16 protein-coding genes are annotated in these 17,834 nt (G+C 62.7%); 9 read left to right on the top strand and 7 right to left on the bottom strand.

Features of this window, described 5'->3' with window-relative positions:
• Nucleotides 1-11 precede the first annotated feature (11 nt).
• Nucleotides 12-1,010 carry a GlxA family transcriptional regulator gene (locus ACEN9O_RS22115; RefSeq protein ID WP_495613957.1) on the bottom strand — a complete coding sequence of 333 codons (999 nt, stop codon included), beginning with the start codon at nt 1,008-1,010 and terminating at the stop codon, nt 12-14.
• Nucleotides 1,011-1,330: 320 nt separating this feature from the next.
• On the opposite strand from ACEN9O_RS22115, the gene proV reads away from it, so the two are divergent.
• From proV to ACEN9O_RS22145, 6 genes are all read left to right on the top strand, one after another.
• Nucleotides 1,331-2,569, top strand: a complete 1,239-nt coding sequence (proV, locus tag ACEN9O_RS22120) for a glycine betaine/L-proline ABC transporter ATP-binding protein ProV (RefSeq protein ID WP_495613958.1) — start codon at nt 1,331-1,333, stop codon at nt 2,567-2,569.
• A gap of 25 nt (nt 2,570-2,594) precedes the next feature.
• The gene (gene proW, locus ACEN9O_RS22125; RefSeq protein ID WP_495613959.1) at nt 2,595-3,632 is read left to right on the top strand and encodes a glycine betaine/L-proline ABC transporter permease ProW; all 1,038 of its coding nucleotides are present in this window, start codon (nt 2,595-2,597) and stop codon (nt 3,630-3,632) included.
• A 45-nt stretch (nt 3,633-3,677) separates the two neighbouring features.
• Nucleotides 3,678-4,700 (top strand): glycine betaine/L-proline ABC transporter substrate-binding protein ProX, encoded by a 1,023-nt coding sequence (gene proX / locus ACEN9O_RS22130; protein WP_495613960.1) that lies wholly within the window; start codon nt 3,678-3,680, stop codon nt 4,698-4,700.
• Between the two features lie 54 nt (nt 4,701-4,754).
• Entirely contained in the window at nt 4,755-5,507 is a 753-nt protein-coding gene (locus ACEN9O_RS22135) for a substrate-binding periplasmic protein (protein ID WP_495613961.1), read from the top strand.
• 61 nt (nt 5,508-5,568) lie between these two features.
• Entirely contained in the window at nt 5,569-6,795 is a 1,227-nt protein-coding gene (locus ACEN9O_RS22140; protein WP_495613962.1) for a hypothetical protein, read from the top strand.
• A 420-nt stretch (nt 6,796-7,215) separates the two neighbouring features.
• Nucleotides 7,216-7,854 carry a CE1 family esterase gene (locus ACEN9O_RS22145; RefSeq protein WP_495613963.1) on the top strand — a complete coding sequence of 213 codons (639 nt, stop codon included), beginning with the start codon at nt 7,216-7,218 and terminating at the stop codon, nt 7,852-7,854.
• Between the two features lie 21 nt (nt 7,855-7,875).
• Here ACEN9O_RS22145 and ACEN9O_RS22150 read toward each other — a convergent pair whose 3' ends face one another.
• Genes ACEN9O_RS22150 through ACEN9O_RS22160 form a run of 3 tightly spaced genes read right to left on the bottom strand, consistent with a single transcriptional unit; the run spans nt 7,876 to nt 9,523 of the window.
• Nucleotides 7,876-8,268, bottom strand: coding sequence for a nuclear transport factor 2 family protein (locus tag ACEN9O_RS22150; protein ID WP_495613964.1), 393 nt, complete (start codon nt 8,266-8,268; stop codon nt 7,876-7,878).
• Between the two features lie 17 nt (nt 8,269-8,285).
• Nucleotides 8,286-8,987: a DsbA family protein gene (locus ACEN9O_RS22155; RefSeq protein WP_495613965.1), complete on the bottom strand. Its 702-nt coding sequence runs from the start codon at nt 8,985-8,987 to the stop codon at nt 8,286-8,288.
• 11 nt (nt 8,988-8,998) lie between these two features.
• Complete coding sequence (locus ACEN9O_RS22160; protein ID WP_495613966.1) at nt 8,999-9,523, bottom strand: nuclear transport factor 2 family protein; 525 nt, start codon at nt 9,521-9,523, stop codon at nt 8,999-9,001.
• Between the two features lie 352 nt (nt 9,524-9,875).
• On the opposite strand from ACEN9O_RS22160, the gene ACEN9O_RS22165 reads away from it, so the two are divergent.
• Nucleotides 9,876-11,390: an FAD-dependent monooxygenase gene (locus tag ACEN9O_RS22165; protein ID WP_495613967.1), complete on the top strand. Its 1,515-nt coding sequence runs from the start codon at nt 9,876-9,878 to the stop codon at nt 11,388-11,390.
• A gap of 39 nt (nt 11,391-11,429) precedes the next feature.
• Here the strand turns inward: ACEN9O_RS22165 and ACEN9O_RS22170 are convergent, their stop codons facing one another.
• The 3 genes from ACEN9O_RS22170 to ACEN9O_RS22180 form a co-directional block, all read right to left on the bottom strand.
• On the bottom strand, nt 11,430-11,666 hold the full coding sequence (locus tag ACEN9O_RS22170; protein ID WP_495613968.1) for a hypothetical protein: 237 nt from the start codon (nt 11,664-11,666) through the stop codon (nt 11,430-11,432).
• Nucleotides 11,667-11,836: 170 nt separating this feature from the next.
• On the bottom strand, nt 11,837-12,511 hold the full coding sequence (locus ACEN9O_RS22175; RefSeq protein WP_495613969.1) for a PA14 domain-containing protein: 675 nt from the start codon (nt 12,509-12,511) through the stop codon (nt 11,837-11,839).
• Between the two features lie 329 nt (nt 12,512-12,840).
• The gene (locus ACEN9O_RS22180) at nt 12,841-15,060 is read right to left on the bottom strand and encodes a dockerin (RefSeq protein ID WP_495613970.1); all 2,220 of its coding nucleotides are present in this window, start codon (nt 15,058-15,060) and stop codon (nt 12,841-12,843) included.
• On the opposite strand from ACEN9O_RS22180, the gene ACEN9O_RS22185 reads away from it, so the two are divergent.
• Nucleotides 15,059-15,394 carry a hypothetical protein gene (locus tag ACEN9O_RS22185; protein WP_495613971.1) on the top strand — a complete coding sequence of 112 codons (336 nt, stop codon included), beginning with the start codon at nt 15,059-15,061 and terminating at the stop codon, nt 15,392-15,394. The genes ACEN9O_RS22180 and ACEN9O_RS22185 overlap by 2 nt on opposite strands.
• 112 nt (nt 15,395-15,506) lie before the next feature.
• Nucleotides 15,507-17,834 (top strand): WD40/YVTN/BNR-like repeat-containing protein, encoded by a 2,328-nt coding sequence (locus tag ACEN9O_RS22190; protein ID WP_495613972.1) that lies wholly within the window; start codon nt 15,507-15,509, stop codon nt 17,832-17,834.

Raw genomic sequence — 17,834 nt, forward strand, 5'->3', positions numbered from 1 at the left:
CCTGCCCAGCTTCACAACAGCGCCGGCACCGCCTGGCGCACCGATTCCCGCACCTGTGATGGCGTCTTGCCGTGCGCGTTGCGGAAGCTGCGCGAGAAGTGGGAGTTGGACTGGAAGCCGCACTGCAGCGCGATATCAAGGATAGGATTTCTGGTGTTGAGCAGCAGATGGTAGGCGTTGTTGAGGCGCAGTTCGAAGGCGAAGGCCAGCGGGCTCATCCCTAGTTCGCTCTGGAACAGTCGCTCCAGGTGGCGCACGCTGACGTTGACGTGCTGCGCAATGAACTCGGTGGGCAAGGGATCGGCCAGATGGCGTTCGATCAGCAGCATCGCTTTGCGCACGCGGAAGTCGCTGGTGTTCCTGGTGAACAGCGGCTGCGGCTGCGGCGTCCCGGCCGGCAGCGGCGCGTGCTCGATCATGATGCGCAGCGCTTTGGCGGCACGCGCCTTGTCGCAGTGGCGTTCGATCAGGAAGGCGGCCAGGTGCACCACGCTGGTGCCGCCGGCGCAGGTTAGGCGGTCGACGTCGTCGATAAACAATTCTTCCGAGCTGACTTCCAGGTCGGGGAACTCGTTCTGGAAATTGTCGTGCACATACCAGCTCACGCAGCTGCGTCGTCCCTGCATCAGCCCCAGGCGCGCCAACGCGAAACTGCCGGTGCAGATGCCCACCAGGGCCACGTTAGCGGCGGCGGCCGCGCGCAGGTAGTCGTTCACCGGCGCCGGCAATTTGAGCGCGTGCAGCAGGCCGCCCACCACCACGATGTAGTCGAACTGGGCTGGCGCGCCCAGTTGCACCGTGGGCGTGATCTCCACCCCGCAACTCGATCTGATGGGCCGCATGTCGTGGCTGAGCAGCGCCCATTCGCAATGAATGGGCCGGCTGCGGTCGCCGTCGTCGGCCGCCAGGCGCAGCGTGTCAATGAAGGCGGAAAACGCCAGCAGCGTGAAGTTGGGGGCCAGGATAAAGCCGACGGACAGCTTGCTTTTGCCGGCGTGTCGCGTGTTCAACAAAGTCAGTCTCCTTCGCTTGTGCGGATGATGGCGCGCGTAACCCGCGCACGCCAGCGCAACCGACGCCACTTCGTGGTGCGTGGCCGGGGTCCGCACCGTTGTTGTTAGCAAGTGTTATGCCCACTGGACCTTCTGGAAGGGGGCGCGCACGGCCCGGAACAAACCTGACGTGCGCGGTCAACAGGATGTCGGAATCGGGCAATTTGTGGCGGCGGGGCAGTGTATCTTATGGTTCAGACATGAAAGTTGTAGAGCAATCAGACGCCGTGGCGCGCAGCGCAAGTTCGTGCAGCCGGCAATCAATGGAGATGGCAGAAATGAAAGAGCGACTTATCGTTAAGAACCTGTACAAAGTCTTCGGCGATCGACCGGACGAGGCCATGAGCCTGGTGCGGAGCGGCGTGGACAAGGCAGAGATCTTTGCCCGGACCGGGCAGACCCTGGGTGTGAATGATGCGTCGTTTACGGTCTATGAGGGGGAGATCTTCGTCGTCATGGGGCTGTCCGGTTCGGGAAAGTCCACCCTGGTGCGGCTGCTTAACCGGCTGACCGATCCGACGGCGGGCCAGGTCATATTCGACGGTGTCGATATCGCCAGCATGTCGGAAAAGCAGCTGCGCGAACTGCGCCGGCGGCACATCAGCATGGTATTCCAGTCGTTCGCGCTGATGCCCCACCTGACGGTGTTGCAGAACGCCGGCTTCGGGCTTGAACTGGCCGGCGTGCCGCGCGCGGAGCGGGATGAAAAAGCGCAGCGGGCGCTTGACCAGGTTGGCCTGGGCACGCGCGCCAACAGCTACCCGCATGAACTGTCGGGCGGGATGCAGCAGCGCGTGGGCCTGGCCCGCGCGCTGGCCAACGATCCCTCGGTGCTGTTGATGGACGAGGCGTTCTCGGCCCTGGATCCGCTGATCCGCTACGAGATGCAAGGCGAACTGATCAAGCTGCAGCGCAACGACAAACGCACCATCATCTTCATTTCGCACGACATTGAAGAAGCGTTCCGGATCGGCGACCGCATCGCCATCATGGAAGGCGGGGTCGTGGTGCAGGTCGGGACGGCGGAGGAGATCATCAAGAATCCCGCCAACGATTATGTGCGCTCCTTCTTCAAGAACGTCAATGTCACCAATCTGTTCACGGCGGTGGACGTCTCCGACATGCGGGCCGAAGCCATCGTCGAACTGGACACGCAGGATTTGCGCGATGTGCTGGCGCAGTTGTCGTCCAATGGTTGCCAGTACGGTTATGTGGTGGACCGCGACCGCAAGTTCCAGGGTGTGGTGTCGGTCGACGCGCTCGAACTGGAGTTGCGCGGCAACAGCCAGCCGCGGCTGCGCAACGCGTTCATGCCCAACACGGCCAGCCTGGCGGCGGATACGCCGATCTCGGATCTGTACGAACCGTTGGCCAACTGCCCGCACGATGTGCCGATCTGCGATGCCGGCGGTCGTTACATGGGCGCGGTCAGCAAGTCGCGCGTGCTGGAGTTCCTGGGGCGTCGATCGGCGGCGCCGGTTCGCGAGCCGTCGAATGTGGTTCTGGTCACGGCCTAAGTTCAACAATAAGGAGAAACTATTCATGAGCACTTCCATAGCGCAGCCCGTTGCACAGGCCGCCAGCGCGGCGGCCTCCGATGCCGCCTCCGATGCCGCCAGCGCGGCGGCGTCCATCCCGGTCGACCAGTGGGGCGCGGCGCCGGCAGCGGCGGCCAGCGGCGGCAGCGATTTTCTGGGCGGAGCCCACAGCGCGGCGACGACCGGCATCGACTGGTGGCATCCCTTCAATGATGCAGTGATCCCCTTGAGCGATTGGGTGGGTTCGGCGCTGGCCTGGGTGGTGGCGCACTTCCGCCCGGCGTTCCAGGCGATACGCGTGCCGATCGACTACATCCTGAGCAGCGTGGAGCTCGGCCTGCAATCGGTGCCGCAGCTGTTGATGTTGTTGATTATCTTCGTGATCGCGTGGCGGGTGAACGGGCGCAAGCTGGCCATCGGCAGCGTGCTGGCGTTTGTCCTCATCGGCCTGATCGGCGCCTGGTCGGAAGCCATGGTGACGCTGTCGCTGGTGCTGACATCGCTCATCTTCTGCATCCTGATCGGGCTGCCGCTGGGGATCGCGGTGGCGCGCAGCGACCGGCTGCAGGAAGTGATGCGGCCCGGACTGGATGCGATGCAGACCACGCCGGCCTTTGTCTACCTGGTGCCGGTGGTGATGTTGTTCGGTATCGGTAACGTGCCCGGCGTCGTGGTCACGATCATCTTTGCCCTGGCGCCCCTGATACGCCTGACCAATCTGGGCATACGCCAGGTGCGCCCGGACCTGATCGAGGCATCGCGCTCGTTTGGCGCCTCGCCATGGCAATTGCTGGTCAAGGTGCAGCTGCCGCTGGCGATGCCCACCATCATGGCGGGGGTGAACCAGGCGCTGATGCTGTCGCTGTCGATGGTGGTGATCGCATCGATGATCGCGGTGGGCGGCCTGGGGCAGATGGTACTGAGAGGAATCGGCCGGCTCGACATGGGGCTGGCGACGGTGGGGGGCGTCGGCATCGTGCTGATGGCGATTGTACTCGACCGCATGACGCAATCGATGGGCCAGGCACGCAAAGGCACCTGAACCATCATTCAATACAAGCCAATTTTAACCAAGGGGGGTGAATTAATGAAACAAGGAATCATTGCGCGCAGCTTCATGCAACTGGGCTTCGCATCGGCAGCGCTGGCGCTGATCACGGCGGGCGCCGGCGCCCAGTCTCTCACGCCCGGCAAAGGGGTGGTGGTGGTGCCCGTGCAGTCGGCGCAGCAGGAGGAAGCGTTTCAAACGCGGATCGTCATGCAGGGACTGAGAGACCTGGGCTACGACGTCAAGCGCACCTCGGAAGTCGAGTACGCCACCGCCCACGTGGCAGTGGCGAACGGTGACGGCACCTTCATGGCGGCGCACTGGCAACCGTTGCACGAATCGTTCTTCCAGAGCGCCGGCGGGGATGAAAAGCTGGTGCGCAAAGGCGTCATCTCGTCGAATGCATTGCAGGGCTACCTGATCGACAAGAAGACCGCCGACAAATACAAGATCACCAATATCGCACAGCTGCGGGACCCGGCGATTGCCAAGCTGTTTGACGCGGACGGTGACGGCAAGGCCGACCTGGCTGGCTGCACACCGGGATGGGGCTGCGAAAAAGTCATCGAACATCAACTCGACGCCTACAAATTGCGTGCCACGGTGACTCACAAGCAGGGCTCCTATGCCGCGTTGATGGCCGATGTCTTCACCCGCTACAAGGAAGGCAAACCCATCCTGTATTACACCTGGACCCCGTACTACGTGAGCTCGGTGCTGGTGCCGGGCAAGGACGTGGTATGGCTGGAAGTACCGTTCTCCGCACAGCCCGGCAATACGGCGGCCAGCACGAAACTGCCGAATGGAAAAGACTACGGCTTTGTGGCAAACACGCAGCACGTGCTGGCCAATAAGGCATTTGTGCAGGCCAATCCTGCCGCCGCGAAGTTCTTTGAGCTGGTCAATATCGATGTGAACGATATCAACGCGCAGAATTTCCGCATGCATGAAGGCGAGAACAGTTCGGCGGACATCGACCGTCACGTAGCCGCATGGATCAAGGCCAAGCAGCGCACTTATGACGGCTGGCTGACGGCGGCGCGCGCTGCGGAAAAAAAATAAGGCCGCCTGCCGGGCGTTCCCTGGCAGATGTCCATTAACGTAGTCGGAGGAATAATGAAAAAAATCATTGCGTTGACAGCTATCACGGCCTCACTGCACGCGGTCGCGGCGGAGCCCGCAAAAAACCTGCAGCTGGCCAGCCTTGAGTGGATGCCATTTACCGGCGCGACCCTGCCTGGCGATGGCCTGTCCGGTACGGTTGTCGCGGAAGTGGAAAAGCGGCTGGGCAACAGTGTCAAGGTCAGGTATTTCGAATGGAAGGAAGCGGTTGCCAAAGGCGAGACCGATTCCGAATATGCCGGATATTTCCCGGTGTATTACACGGTTGAAAGGGCGGAGAGCAAATGCTACCTGTCGCAGCCGATAGGAAAGAGTGAAACGGGGATCGGTTACCTGAAGGACTCTCCTGTGCCATGGAAAACCACCAGCGATCTGGCTGCGTTCAAGATCGGCGTGGTGGAAGGTTATGCCAACAGCGCCGAGTTCGACGCCGCCGTGAAGCAGGGCAAGCAGCCGGTGGAGGTGGTCAGCAGCGATACGAACAACGTACGTAAGCTGGTGAGCAAAAAGATCCCCGGGATTGTCGTCGACAAATTGGTGCTGCGTTACCTGACGATGCACAGCGCGGCCAAGGACAGCGTGATGTTCGGCCACCAGTTGCTGACTCAAAATACGCTGCACGTCTGCTTCCGCCGTTCTCCGGCAGGCAAGGCACTGCAAGAGGCGTTTGACGCCGAGCTGAAAAAAGTCGACGTCGCCAAACTGGAGGCGGGCTACCTGAAACGCCTGGAAGAGGGGGCCAGGTAGTGGTCGGTAGTGCCGGGTAAAAAATATAAAACGTCCAAATAACACAAGGCGCAATGCGCCCATGCGAGGGAAAATCATGCACGTAAATTTGATCAAAGGTTTTTGTGGTGGCGCGCTGTGCGCGGCGGCCGCGCTGGTGAGCGGCACGGTATATGCCGAAGATGCGGCCCAGTCGCCATTAAGCATCGGCGGGGCGATCCGTTTTAATTACGTCTACAAGAATTGGCAGAAAGACCATCCGCATGGCTTCTTTGGCCTGGACACGGCGCGCCTTGACGTCAACTACGACGATGGCCGGTGGATTGGTTCCGGTCAATATCGGTACAATGATTTTCCGCTGGGGCAGGGCGACTACACCGAGCACTTCCTGCATCACGGCTGGGTCGGCATGCGTTTTGACGACAAGAGCACCGTGCATGTGGGACTGGACAAGATCCCGTTTGGCCTGCAGCCGTTTGCCTCCAATAACTTCTACGAATCGATTGCGTTCTATACCGGCTTCGAGGACATGTACGACCTGGGCGTGACCTACGCCAGCAAGCCCGGCGCGCTGGAATGGCAGGTCGGTTTCTATCCGCGCGATGGCGGATCGTATGGCGGCAGTTCCAACACGGCCGGGGCCTCGAACCGCTATTCGTTCAATATTGTGTCGGACGATAATGCGCAGGGCTACGCCACCGGCCAAAAGGACAGCGAGCACAATACCCTGGTCGGACGCGTCGCCTGGCACGTCGGTCCTGGCGAAAAGCAGGAAGTCGGCCTGTCCGGACTGACCGGCGAAATCCACAACGGCGCAGGCCAGACGTCCCGCCGCAATGCGTTCGCGGTCCACTATAAAGGCGCTTTTGGCCCGGTCGGCGTGATGTTGGAAGCGCTGCGTTACGACTACCATACCCGGCATACGGCGACCCAGACCTACGGCGGCCTGGACCCGAACAGTTTCGTGATGCTGGGCGCATTTGGTTATCCATACCCGGTGGCGGCCAAGGGTGACATCTTTGTTGCCAACATCAGCTATGACATCCCAGGGTCCATCGGTCCGTTCACCGGGTTTAAGATTTACAACGACTACAGCATGCTCACCAAGCGTGTCGGCAACTACAAGGACTCGCAGCAGAATGTGACCGGGTTGAGCTTCGCGTCCGGAAAATGGTACTTCTACGCCGACTTCATGGCGGGCAAGCACCAGCCGTATATGGGACCGGATTTTGGCGGCCTCGGTTCGACCTCGACCAAGTATGACGGTGTCACCCATCGGGTCAATCTGCAGGCTGGCTACTACTTCTAGCGATCCTTGGGCTTGCGCCCATTTCCGCTCATAGCATCAGGGTCGATTTCGGCGGCGGTGGTTTGTCGTCCGATCTCGGCCCCGGCTGAAATTCAAAAAACATGTCGTCCAATGGCGAAAATCGTAAAAGACGGACACGATCGAGACCATTAAACTTACCTCGCATAGAAGGCCCGATGCAAACAAGGGGAAGATATGAGACATGTATTGGCCGCGTTACTTTTCATCGCGCTCGTCGCTTGCGGAGGGGGAACAGGCGCCACCGGCGCTACAACACCGGCACCCGTACCGGGACCAACATCATCAACTCCCGTCACTCCGCCGTCTACGAGCACGGCGGGCTGCGGCGGCGGTTCCAGGTTGACTACTGGCTTACATTCGCTCACTAGCGACGCTACCCAGCGCGACTACTGGATCGAGATGCCGGCCACCTATGACCGCAACAAGGCCTATCCGGTGATTATCGGGCTGCACTGGCGTGATGGCAGCGCCGCCGATGTCTACGGTTGGAGCGGCTTTTTCGGGCTGAAGAATTTGTACGGCGACAATGCCATCTTCGTTGCCCCGCAGGGCCTGGATAAGGGTTGGGCCAACACTGGCGACCGCGATGTTCGCTTCTTGCGCGCCATGATCAGCGAGGTACAGCAGGGCGCGTGCACCGACACGCAGCGTGTCTTTGCTACCGGCTTCAGCTTTGGTGGCATGATGTCCAACACCATCGGATGCCAGATGGGTGACGTGGTGCGAGCAATCGTGCCCATGGCCGGTTCGCTCTGGAGCGGTTGTGCCAGTTCCCCCAACAAGGTGGCGGCCCTGTTCATTCACGCCAAAGACGATAATGTCGTGCCTTACACAGCAGGGATGGAGGCACGCGACCTTTTCCTTAAGCGCAACAGCTGTAGTGCCGCCACAGTGCCCCTGGGTAGCAACGGCTGCGTAGAGTACCAAGGCTGCGACAGCGGCAAGCCCGTAATCTGGTGCGGCACTGAGGCGGGCGGTCACTGGTACCCCAACTTTTCGGCGCAGGAGTCCAAGGCGTTTTTTGATCGGTTCAAGTAGTACTGGCGGCGTGTCATGGCGTTACATCGCCATGGCCCTGGCCACCAGCAGGGTATCGGTGAACTGCTCGAAGCCCACGATCTTGCCGCCGGCCAGCCGCCACACATGGGTCACACGCGCTTGCATGGCTCGTCCGGTGCGCTTGTACGTGCCGGAATAGCTGCCAATACCGACGATGCAGTCGCCTCCGTCGACCAGGGACTCCAGCGTCATGCGGTAGCCATTCCACTCGCCGCCCAGGACCTTGAACACGTGTTCGACAATTTGCGCGGGGCCGATCCACGTGCCCGCACAAGGGAAACCCGCCATCTCCGTCCAGCGCGCGTCCGGCGCGACATCGGCCATCATGCCGGCGATGTCGCCCCGGTCGGATGCGGCGTAGTGCTCGGAAACGATCTGCAAGTTGCTTCGCATGGTTATGCTTCCTGTCTTCAGATTGAACAGCTGTCCGGTCCGCAGCCGAACTCCGCCGCCGTGCTTCCAGGCGAGGCCACCTCATCAGGCAGTTGAGCCTTCAGCCACTCCTGCAGCTCCTGCGGACGGCCGAGGAAAGCGCCTGCGTCGAGCATGGTGAACCTGCCGTCACGTTCGAGCGCGAAGCTGGGGAAGCCCCGTGCGCCCACACGGTCCATCAACCGGCGCGTCCCGGCGATGTGCGAGGGAAGCTCCTCGCGTTGAGCTTGGTCCAAAGCCAGCGCGAAGGCAGTTGCGTCCAGCCCGAGCATGCCCGCCATTTCGACGAGCACCTCGCGGTCGGCGATGCGCCGGCCTTCGACATAGTGCGCGGATTGCAGGCGGGACAGCATGTCCAGGCCGCGGCTGGCGAGTCTTTCCGCCGCCAACACCGCAGCGGTCGGCGGGGCGGAATCGAATACCGCCGAGGTATCGCGCAACAGGCCTTCGAAATAAGCATCGCCAAAAGGCTGGCCGGTGAGAGCCGCGATACGCCGGTCGTGCGGCATCACGTAGTCACGCAACTGCGGCGTGACCGGCTGGCGGCGGTCGCCCGCCATCATGCCGCCGCCGTGAGCCTGCACGGGCAAGACCTCGCGGGCAGCCTTCACTAGCGGCGCGGCGCCGTAGCACCAGCCGCAAAGCGGATCGTAAATGTAGTGCAGCGTAGTGGTGCTCATTGGGGCTCTCCTTAGAACATCGGGCGCTGGTTTACCGCGTCGGCCGGCACCGCCTGCATCACGTCCCAGTGTTCAGCGATCTTGCCGTTGGCGACGCGGAAAATGTCCACGATGACCATCTCGGGATTGTCGCCCATCTTCGGCTGGCGGGTCTGCACGAAGACCAGGTCTCCCTCGGCCGCAACGCGCAGGAACTCGACCTTGAACTTCGGTCCCTTGAGCAGTCCGATTTTCTCGACGAACTGCTTGACCGCCTCGGTACCATCGGCCATGTACGGGTTGTGCTGAATGTAGTCTTTCGCCCAGTAGCGGTCGACGGCGCCGAGGTCGTGGTCGCCGAACAGCGCCTGGTAGGCCTTGAGCACCAGTGCCTTGTTGGCGGCAGCTGGGTTGTGCACGTGGGACTTGGCAGGCGCGGCTGGTTGCGCCTCGGCGGCCTGGGCGGCGGGCAGCGTCGTGCCGCCGAGCGCCAGGGACAGGGACAGGGCGAGTGTTTGGGGAATGGCGAAACGAGCAATCTTCTTGAGCGAAAACATGGCGATCTCCTGAATTGAGATGGTTGCAAAGCAAGGCGTACTTTATTCCCATCAATTGAGGAGATAAACTGCCGCTATTGAAAATTACAATTGCATGAATCGATGAAATGGAGTGCTGGTGCGCGGCAAACTGAGTGGTTGAATATTGTCAATGGTGATATAGTCCCGCTGTCGGAAAAGGCAGACTTGGTTTGGTAAGCCCAAGTCCTTTCGGTAACGAAAGCTCTGGTCTTTGGCCCTTGCATCAGATCCCCACGACGAATTCTTGATGCCGCATCGCGGCCAATAGTTCGTCCGTGTGCATCCTGAATTGGGGAACGCTCCGGTCGAACATCGACTGAAGGAGCCAGACATGTACCCCACCCATCCCCATGATGTCCTGATCGCAGGCGCCGGCCCTGTAGGCCTGTTTCTCGCCTGCGAGTTGCGGCTTGCAGGCTGCACTGTGCTTGTGCTGGAGCAGGCGCAAACACCGAACAGCCCGCTGAAGGAGCTGCCGTTCGGGCTTCGCGGCCTTTCCGTGCCGACGATTGAAAGCCTTCGACGCCGCGACTTGCTTCGTCCGCTCGAGGCGCTCGTGGCCAGCCGTGATGTGCCCGGTTCCGCTCACTGGATGCAGCAAAGCCGTCGTCCGGCTGGTCATTTCGCCGGTATTCAGTTTTTCCACGATCAGATCGACACCGAGCAGTGGCAGTACCAGCTGCCTGGCCCGGTCAGCAACTTCGCTGCGGACATGGCGAGTATCGAGGCCGTCTTGTCCGCCCGTGCAGCAAGCATGGGTGTCGAGATTCTCCGTGGTTGCGGTGTTGAGAATGTCGAGCGTTCAGAGAATGGGGTGACAGTCTTTTCAGGCGCAAGAGCATTCCGGGGACAATGGCTTGTGGGCTGCGACGGCGGGCGAAGCACCGTACGCAAGGCCGCTGGCATCGGCTTCACGGGGACAGATCCGGAGTTCACCGGATATTCAGCCCAGGTCAAGCTGGCCGGCCCGGGCGTGCTCAAAGCCGGTCGTCACTATACCGCGACAGGCATGTACACCTTCGCAGCGCCAGGCACGATCGGGATGGTCGATTTTGACGGCGGCGCTTTTCACCGCGGCGATCCGATCACGCGCGAGCATATCGAGGCCGTGTTACGCAAGTTGTCCGGCGCTGACGTGCGGGTAACGGACCTTGAACTCGCCACCACCTGGACGGACCGCGCTTACCAGGCAACGGAATACAGGAAAGGCCGCGTTCTGCTGGCTGGGGATGCTGCCCACATCCATTCGCCGCTGGGCGGCCAGGGGCTGAACCTTGGCATTGGCGACGCGATGAACCTGGGCTGGAAGCTGGCCGCAACGATACGGGGACGCGCCCCTGCCGATTTGCTGGATACCTACGCATGCGAGCGGCGGCCGGAAGGTTTGCGCGTCCTTGACTGGTCCCGTGCGCAGGTCGCATTAATGCGTCCAAGCGAGAGTTCGCGCGCCCTGGAAGCAATCGTGCGCGACCTGATCCAGACTTGCGACGGCGCGACCTATTTCGCCAGGCGCGTTTGGGGGCTCGAACTTCGTTATGATCTGGGGGAGGCACATCCGCTGGTCGGCCGTAGCGTGCCCGACTTCGAGCTGGCTGACGGGATGCGCCTGCATCTGCGGCTCCGCACTGGACGCGGTTTATTGCTCGACTTCGCGGAATGCCATGCCTTGAAGTCGCTCGCTTGCCGTTGGGATGACCGGGTGGATTATCTCGCGAGCGAAGCGGCTGATTGCCTGGGCTTGCGTGCCTTGCTGATACGGCCTGACGGGATCGTTGCCTGGGCTTGTGGCTCCGCTGGCGCCGAAAGCGACGCCGCCTCTTGCTTATCCAGGTGGTTTGGAAATTGAATCACCCCAAAAATTCAGGAGGCCGGCTATTCTTCGCCATCATGGCAAGGTCATGTCCAAACCGAGCATTCTGCTAAGGAAGAAGGCGCAGCCCCCCACGCCAAGGAGCGATAGCACGAAGACTGCGGCCACCTGGCCGCTTGCCCGTAACACCGCGCGCCTCTCCTTCACATTGCCCTTCTTGCCTTGATCGTAATGCCACTTGATGGCGAAGAACATGCCCGTGCCGAGCACGAGAGCCTTGAACGCAACGAACACTACAGGGATCCATTCCATTTTGAGTATTTCCAGTCTATTACTTGACACTATCCAGGAGAAAACGTCAGCGACTGCCATGCAAGGACGGTGCTGCTGGACGTTGTGAAGCATAGTACTTAAAAACAATTTCCATACATTGAGACAAAATGTCCCAGTTGAAATTTAAGCGCAGGAGCCCGAGCTGGCGTTCATTCCTTGGACTGGATCGGCGCCAGCATGGCGGCCGGCGGCCGGCCGAGCAGGCTGCGCGGCACGTAGCTGTAATCGGCCGCGCCGGGCTTTTTCCACGCAAGCATCAATGCGAGATCGGGTCCTGGACCCTGGAAGTAGCGCACGCGGAAATTGTGCAAGCCTTTTTCCAGCTTTTGCCTGGTCGCCACGGGTGTCGGCGGGTGGATGCCGTCGTTGTCGATCACGTTTTCATCGTCGATGGTGAGAATGGCGCCGTCGTCCGCCAACAGCATCAGTTCCCACGTGGCGGTCTCCTGAATATTGACGGTGAAGCGAATATCCAGCCCGAACCATTCGACCATCGAGCCCAAGCCGGGAAAGCCTTCGCGGAAGGAGCGTGGCGTGATATCGAGTTGGGCGAGGCAAACGCGCTTGATCGGCTTGCGCCGGCGCATTTCTGACACCGATTGGGTGTCCCTGCTGAGGCGATATACGTCGACGATCATATTCCGATCCGACGATTCGGCACATTCTTCGAACAGCTTGGGAGGCGTACTGACCACGGCTTCCTTCGCGCGCGCGGGCGCGGCCGGGGGCGAGGCCGGGGCCGCGCCCGGGGCTGCGGCGGGGGCCGGCGCCGCGGCCGGTGCCTGCGCTGGCGCCCGGACGGCGTCGGGCACGAAGTCGAGCACGGGCAGCGGCGGCGGGGCGAGAGGAGGTGGGGCGAGCGGGGGCGGCGCATCGATGGTCGGGGGCGGAGGTTCGGGTATCTTTTTTCCGGTACCTTCTCCTGGTACATGGCCAATTCTACGACGCGCGGTGGTGGCGGCGGGGAACGGCGCGCGTGCGATAGCAGTATGGCGGCCAGCAAGACCAGATGGAGGAGCAGCACGATGCCCAGCGCGTAGCGCCGGCTTTCGCGCTGGAACGACGGCTGCCCTTCAGTTGCAGGCGGGGGAGAACTGGATTCCGGTGTTGAACGCATATGCTTCCAAATACAAAGTCAATTGATTAAAGTTTTTTAGTTGTGGAACAACAGCCCGCGGCCGGTGCCGCTGATGTAGATGCGTCCGTAGGTGTTCCAGTCGGCCGCTATCGCGCCGATGCCGCCGAACTGGTGCGCATCGTCGTTGTAGCGGTCCCAGGTGGCGCCGCCATCGTCGGAACGGTACACACCCCACACGCCGTTGATCACGCCCACGACGTAGACCGCGGCCGAATACGGGGCGCCGGCTTTCGCTTTGCCCAGCGCGATGGCGCTGGCTCCCTGCACCTGGGCCCATGGGTTGCCGCTGAAGATAGAGGCGAAGTTGCTGAGCTTGGTCCAGGTCGCACCCGAATCGCTCGAGCGGTACACGGTGTTGCCGTCTGCCAGCCAGAGCTCGCCTTCGACGTTGGGGTTGACCGCCAGCGAGGTGTTCGAGAAGTAGTTGGGGGTCAGCCCCGCGCTTACCGAGCCCTGGCTCAACGTGAATGTGTGGCCGCCATCCGTCGAGACGTAGACCTTGCCCGGCGTGCCCCACCAATGGGCACCGGAATCGTAGGCATAGACCTTGTTCGGGTTCTTGCGATCCGCGGCCAGGTGGTAGGCGCGCGGGAAGATGCTGTTGATCGCCGGCAGATTGGTCGGCACCCAGCTTGCGCCGTTGTCCGTGGTGTAGGACGGCACCGAGTAGCCAGGCGCCCAGACCGCCTTGTTGCGCGCGGTGACCGCGATGCTCGCTTCCTGGCCCGTGTTGGTCGCGACGCCGGGCGGGTAGGTGGCGAACTTCGCCCAGCTCTTGCCGCCGTCGCCGGACCAGACGCCGTAGCCGGTACTGGTGCCCAGGACGACGCCGATGGTGGCGATGTATTGCGGGTCGGACCACGCCATGTCGGCCGCGAAGCCGTTGCTCCAGCTGGTGCCCGGCGTCAAGGTGGGCTTGGTCGCGAGGTTGGTGTGCACCCAGGTGCCGACGTCGCCCGAACTGTTGATCACGGTGTACGTGGCGCCGGCCGGCGGCGTGGCGAGGCTCAGGACGGCAGTCTCCTCGATGCCGTCGTTCAGCTCGTTCCAGCTCGGCGTGGATGAGGAAGCGTTACGGGTTTCCCAGACTCCGCCGCCATGGCCGTACAGGATGTGATCCCGGTTGGCAGGATCGATCTCGACGTCGTCGGGCCATCCCCAGAAAGGCGCGTCGGCCGGCGTATGCGGCATGGTGGCGGCGATCTCGCGCCAGTTCCGGCCGGCGTCGTCTGACAGGCGGATGATTTGCTGGCCGCTGGAGTTGCCCCAGGTGTTGGTCACTCCCAGCGCAATCCGCGTGGTCGGGCCGGTGCCGGAGACGGAGACGCCGCCGTAGCCGGCGGAGTCGTTGCTGCTGAGTAGGGTCCACGTCGTGCCGTCGAACTTGTAGAAACGAGCGGGCCCGGCGGCGCCGGGGCCGGTCTCCTTGGTGAAGGCAACATAGAACATGCCGTCCGCGGCGCGCACCATGTGCGGGATGTGATAGCCGGAGATCGGGGTCGGCACCGCGGCCCACGACGTGCCGCCGTTGGTCGACTTGTACAGGTTCGAACCCAGCCCCGCTGTCTGGACGTAGTCCGGGGCGATGGCCGCGTAGATCGTCTGGGTGGCCGTGCCGCTGCCCTTGGTGCCGGTATCGTAGATTACCGTCTCGACGCCCATCGCGCTGCCCATGCCCAGGGCGTTGACCTGATCCTGGGGCAACCTGGCGCTCGACAGCGACGTCACCTGGGTCCAGCTGAGGCCCGAGTCGGTACTCTTCCACAGGCCGGCCGTGCGTGTGGCATAGAACAGCGTCGAAGGCTGGTTGGGGTCGACCGTCAGGCGTTCGCCGATGGCCCGGCCGGGGTTGTTGCCTCCCAGCGGGAAGGGCAGGGCGACGTAGCTCCAGTGGTCGCCCCGGTCGCTGGAGATGTACAGGCGGCCGTTGCCTTCGGAGGTGTACATGCCGGCGGCCATGTAGACGAGCTGGTCGTTGTTCGGATCGAGGGCGATGCTCTCCACACCGTGATACCTGCTGTCGGCCGCGCCGAAACCCACCCCGTCGGCGATGGGCGTCCACGACGACGTGGCCTGGCTCCAGCGATAGGCGCCGCCGACATCGGTTCTGGCGTACAGGACGTTGGCGGAAGCCGGATGGAAGACGAGACCACTGACGTAGCCGCCGCCGCCGAACTTCGCGCTGCTCCAGGTGGCGATCACCGGAGGCGTCGGCGTCGGGGTAGGCGTCGGCATGGGAGCCGGCACAACTGGACCCGACCCGCCCGGATTGCCAGACGAGCCGCTGCTGTTTCCACCGCCACCGCAACTGGCCACCAGAACCGCGGCCAGAAGCCCGACCGAACGAAATGCTCGGGTCCTGATCGCCGGAGGTTGTGTCAGTGTACGCATCTACATATCGCTATTGATGATCGAAGCGGCCATTCTGCGCAGTCCTGGTGTGCGTCGCAATTCCAAAATTCACCAATGCATGGAACCTTTTTCGGTAGGCGAGGTTCTCGCTGAAAAATGGTTCGGCGTTTTGGCGGAATGGGCAATTGAAAAAAGCGCGGCGAAATGCCCACAATGACCGACGGCACGCAGATGCCAACGCAGCGGGGTCAAAGGATGCCGCCGACGACGACCGCAAGGCGGATTGTCACAATGACTCTAATCAGATGTTCTTCTTGGAGGAAACTAGCATGAGCGCATTCGGTAACAGAATTGCCTTGCTAGCCATGGGCGCCACGGCGTTCCTGGCAGCTTGCGGTGGCAGCGGCGGGTCTGACAGCAAACCTGGCACGGTCCTCATGGGTGCCAGGAGCAACGCCGGCGTTGCGCTGGCGGCTCCGGCATCGACCTGGGGCAGCGTCAAGTGGGGCGGCGGCGGCTATGTCAGCGGCCTGATCTATCATCCTACCTCGCCGAACCTGTTGTACGCGCGGACGGACATCGGCGGCGCCTACCGCTGGAACCAGGCGACGTCGGCATGGGTGCCGATCACCGACGGCCTGGGTTTTGGCCAGGCCGAGGCTAACTACCACGGCGTCGAAAGCATCGCGCTCGATCCAACGAACGACCAGCTCGTCTATCTGGTCGCGGGCCTGGGCGGCAACGGTCGGTTGTATACTTCCAGCAATCAGGGCGCCAGCTGGACGTGGATCGGCCTGCCATTCATGGTGCACGGCAACGAGGCCGGCCGGGCGATCGGCGAGCGCCTGCGGCTCGATCCGACCAATCCGTCGACGATGTTCTACGGTTCGCGCACGGCCGGCTTGTGGAAGAGCTCGGACTCGGGCCACACCTGGGCGCAGGTCACCGGCCTGTCTTCCACCACGCTGAGCTCCAGCGCGATTGGCGTCGAGCAGATCATCTTCGACAACGGGAACGTGGGCGGCGGCCAGACGACCTGGAATATGTGGGTCGCGGTCGCGCCCGACTATGCCAACGCGGCGGGCCTGACCTCGACCTTCTACCGCTCCAGCAACGGCGGCTATTCCTGGACGCCGGTCGCGGTGCCGGCCGCAGTCGTCGGGTATCACATTCCGCACTACGCGCGCGCCGCGGACGGCAATTACTACGTGGTCTTCAACAAGAACGCGGGCCCGGGCGGCGACGGCCCCGGCTATCTCTACAGGTACACCGGCATCAATGGCGGCGTCTGGACCTTGTTGAGCTCCACCACCGCGGGCGGCTACGGCGGCGTGTCCGTCCATGGCAGCGGCGCGACCACCCGCATCGCGCTGGCGGTAACCAATACCTGGGGCGATTTCGCCGGCCAGAAGATCACCCAGCTGTCCGACAACGCCGGCAGCACCTGGCGCGAGATCGAGTCCCAGATGCCGCACACGCAGACCGCCTCCGGGTACTGGGGCTGGAATGATGACGTCGAGATCGATCCGAACAACCGCGACCACATCATGCACCTTGACGGCCCCGGCATCTGGGAGACGTATAACGCCTCGTCGGCGACACCGAGCTGGACCGTGAAGGTGAACAACATCGAGGAGACTGCCACCCTGGCCGTCGTCACTCCGCCAGCCGGCGCGACGTACAAGCTCATCAACAGCGGCGGCGACATCGGCACCTGGGTCCAGACGGACCTCGCGACGATGCCGACCCGAGGCCCCACCACGGACTGGATCAATGGCAATTCGGCCGACATGAGCTGGTCCGATCCGCAATACATCGCCGCTGTCGCCGCCAAGAACGGGGCCGGCGGCGCGGGATACGGGTACTGGTCGGGCGACGGCGGCGTCACCTGGGCGAATTTCGCCACCTTGCCAGCCGGCGCCGCGGCCGACGGGCGTGAAGCGTCCAACATCGTTGTCACGGCCCGCAACAAGGCGATCTGGGCCCCGTCCAATGCGGTGCCGTCCTACACCACCGACAACGGCGCCAGCTGGACGGCGACGAATCTGCCCGCGCTGACGGCGTTCGGCGGCTGGACGCGCGCCTACCGGCTCGCGGCGGACCGCAAGAATCCGAACAAGGTCTATGCCTACGATTCGGGCGGTGTCTGGTGGTCGGGAACGCCAGGCAGGGTCTATGTCTCGACCGATGGCGGCCATACCTTCACGCTGAGCCAGGGCTCGGTGTCGGCGGGGCTGCGCGCCAATCCGTGGCACGCCACCTCGCTCGCCGTCAATCCGAACGTCGAGGGCGACGTCTGGCTGACCGACGGCGATACCGTGTACCACTCGGTCGACTCGGGTGCCAGCTGGACCAAGCTCAACAACTTCGCGTCGATCTTCAGCAACGGCAATGGCTGGCCCGACGTGCAGGGTGCCAGCGTTGTGGCGCTGGGCAAGGCAGCCGCTGGCGCGTCGTACTCGGCCGCGATCTACGTGGTGGGCGTGATCAACGGCCAGTGGGGCGTGTGGGTGTCCGACAACGCAGGCAGCAGCTGGACCCGCTTTAACGACGATGCCCACCAGTTCGGCGGCATCGGCGCGATGGCGGCCGACTGGAACACCTATGGCCGGATCTACGTCAACGGCACGGGCCGCGGCCTGCTGTATTCCAACTGA

The sequence above is a fragment of the Duganella sp. Dugasp78 genome, from assembly GCF_059491455.1.

Excerpts from the sequence above, each read along its gene's own strand:
- proV (WP_495613958.1), top strand. The coding sequence starts at position 1,331 with ATGAAAGAGCGACTTATCGTTAAGAACCTGTACAAAGTCTTCGGCGAT.
- proW (WP_495613959.1), top strand. The coding sequence starts at position 2,595 with ATGAGCACTTCCATAGCGCAGCCCGTTGCACAGGCCGCCAGCGCGGCG.
- proX (WP_495613960.1), top strand. The coding sequence starts at position 3,678 with ATGAAACAAGGAATCATTGCGCGCAGCTTCATGCAACTGGGCTTCGCA.
- ACEN9O_RS22135 (WP_495613961.1), top strand. The coding sequence starts at position 4,755 with ATGAAAAAAATCATTGCGTTGACAGCTATCACGGCCTCACTGCACGCG.
- ACEN9O_RS22140 (WP_495613962.1), top strand. The coding sequence starts at position 5,569 with ATGCGAGGGAAAATCATGCACGTAAATTTGATCAAAGGTTTTTGTGGT.
- ACEN9O_RS22145 (WP_495613963.1), top strand. The coding sequence starts at position 7,216 with ATGCCGGCCACCTATGACCGCAACAAGGCCTATCCGGTGATTATCGGG.
- ACEN9O_RS22150 (WP_495613964.1), bottom strand. The coding sequence starts at position 8,268 with ATGCGAAGCAACTTGCAGATCGTTTCCGAGCACTACGCCGCATCCGAC.
- ACEN9O_RS22155 (WP_495613965.1), bottom strand. The coding sequence starts at position 8,987 with ATGAGCACCACTACGCTGCACTACATTTACGATCCGCTTTGCGGCTGG.
- ACEN9O_RS22160 (WP_495613966.1), bottom strand. The coding sequence starts at position 9,523 with ATGTTTTCGCTCAAGAAGATTGCTCGTTTCGCCATTCCCCAAACACTC.
- ACEN9O_RS22165 (WP_495613967.1), top strand. The coding sequence starts at position 9,876 with ATGTACCCCACCCATCCCCATGATGTCCTGATCGCAGGCGCCGGCCCT.
- ACEN9O_RS22170 (WP_495613968.1), bottom strand. The coding sequence starts at position 11,666 with ATGGAATGGATCCCTGTAGTGTTCGTTGCGTTCAAGGCTCTCGTGCTC.
- ACEN9O_RS22185 (WP_495613971.1), top strand. The coding sequence starts at position 15,059 with ATGGGAGCCGGCACAACTGGACCCGACCCGCCCGGATTGCCAGACGAG.
- ACEN9O_RS22180 (WP_495613970.1), bottom strand. The coding sequence starts at position 15,060 with ATGCCGACGCCTACCCCGACGCCGACGCCTCCGGTGATCGCCACCTGG.
- ACEN9O_RS22190 (WP_495613972.1), top strand. The coding sequence starts at position 15,507 with ATGAGCGCATTCGGTAACAGAATTGCCTTGCTAGCCATGGGCGCCACG.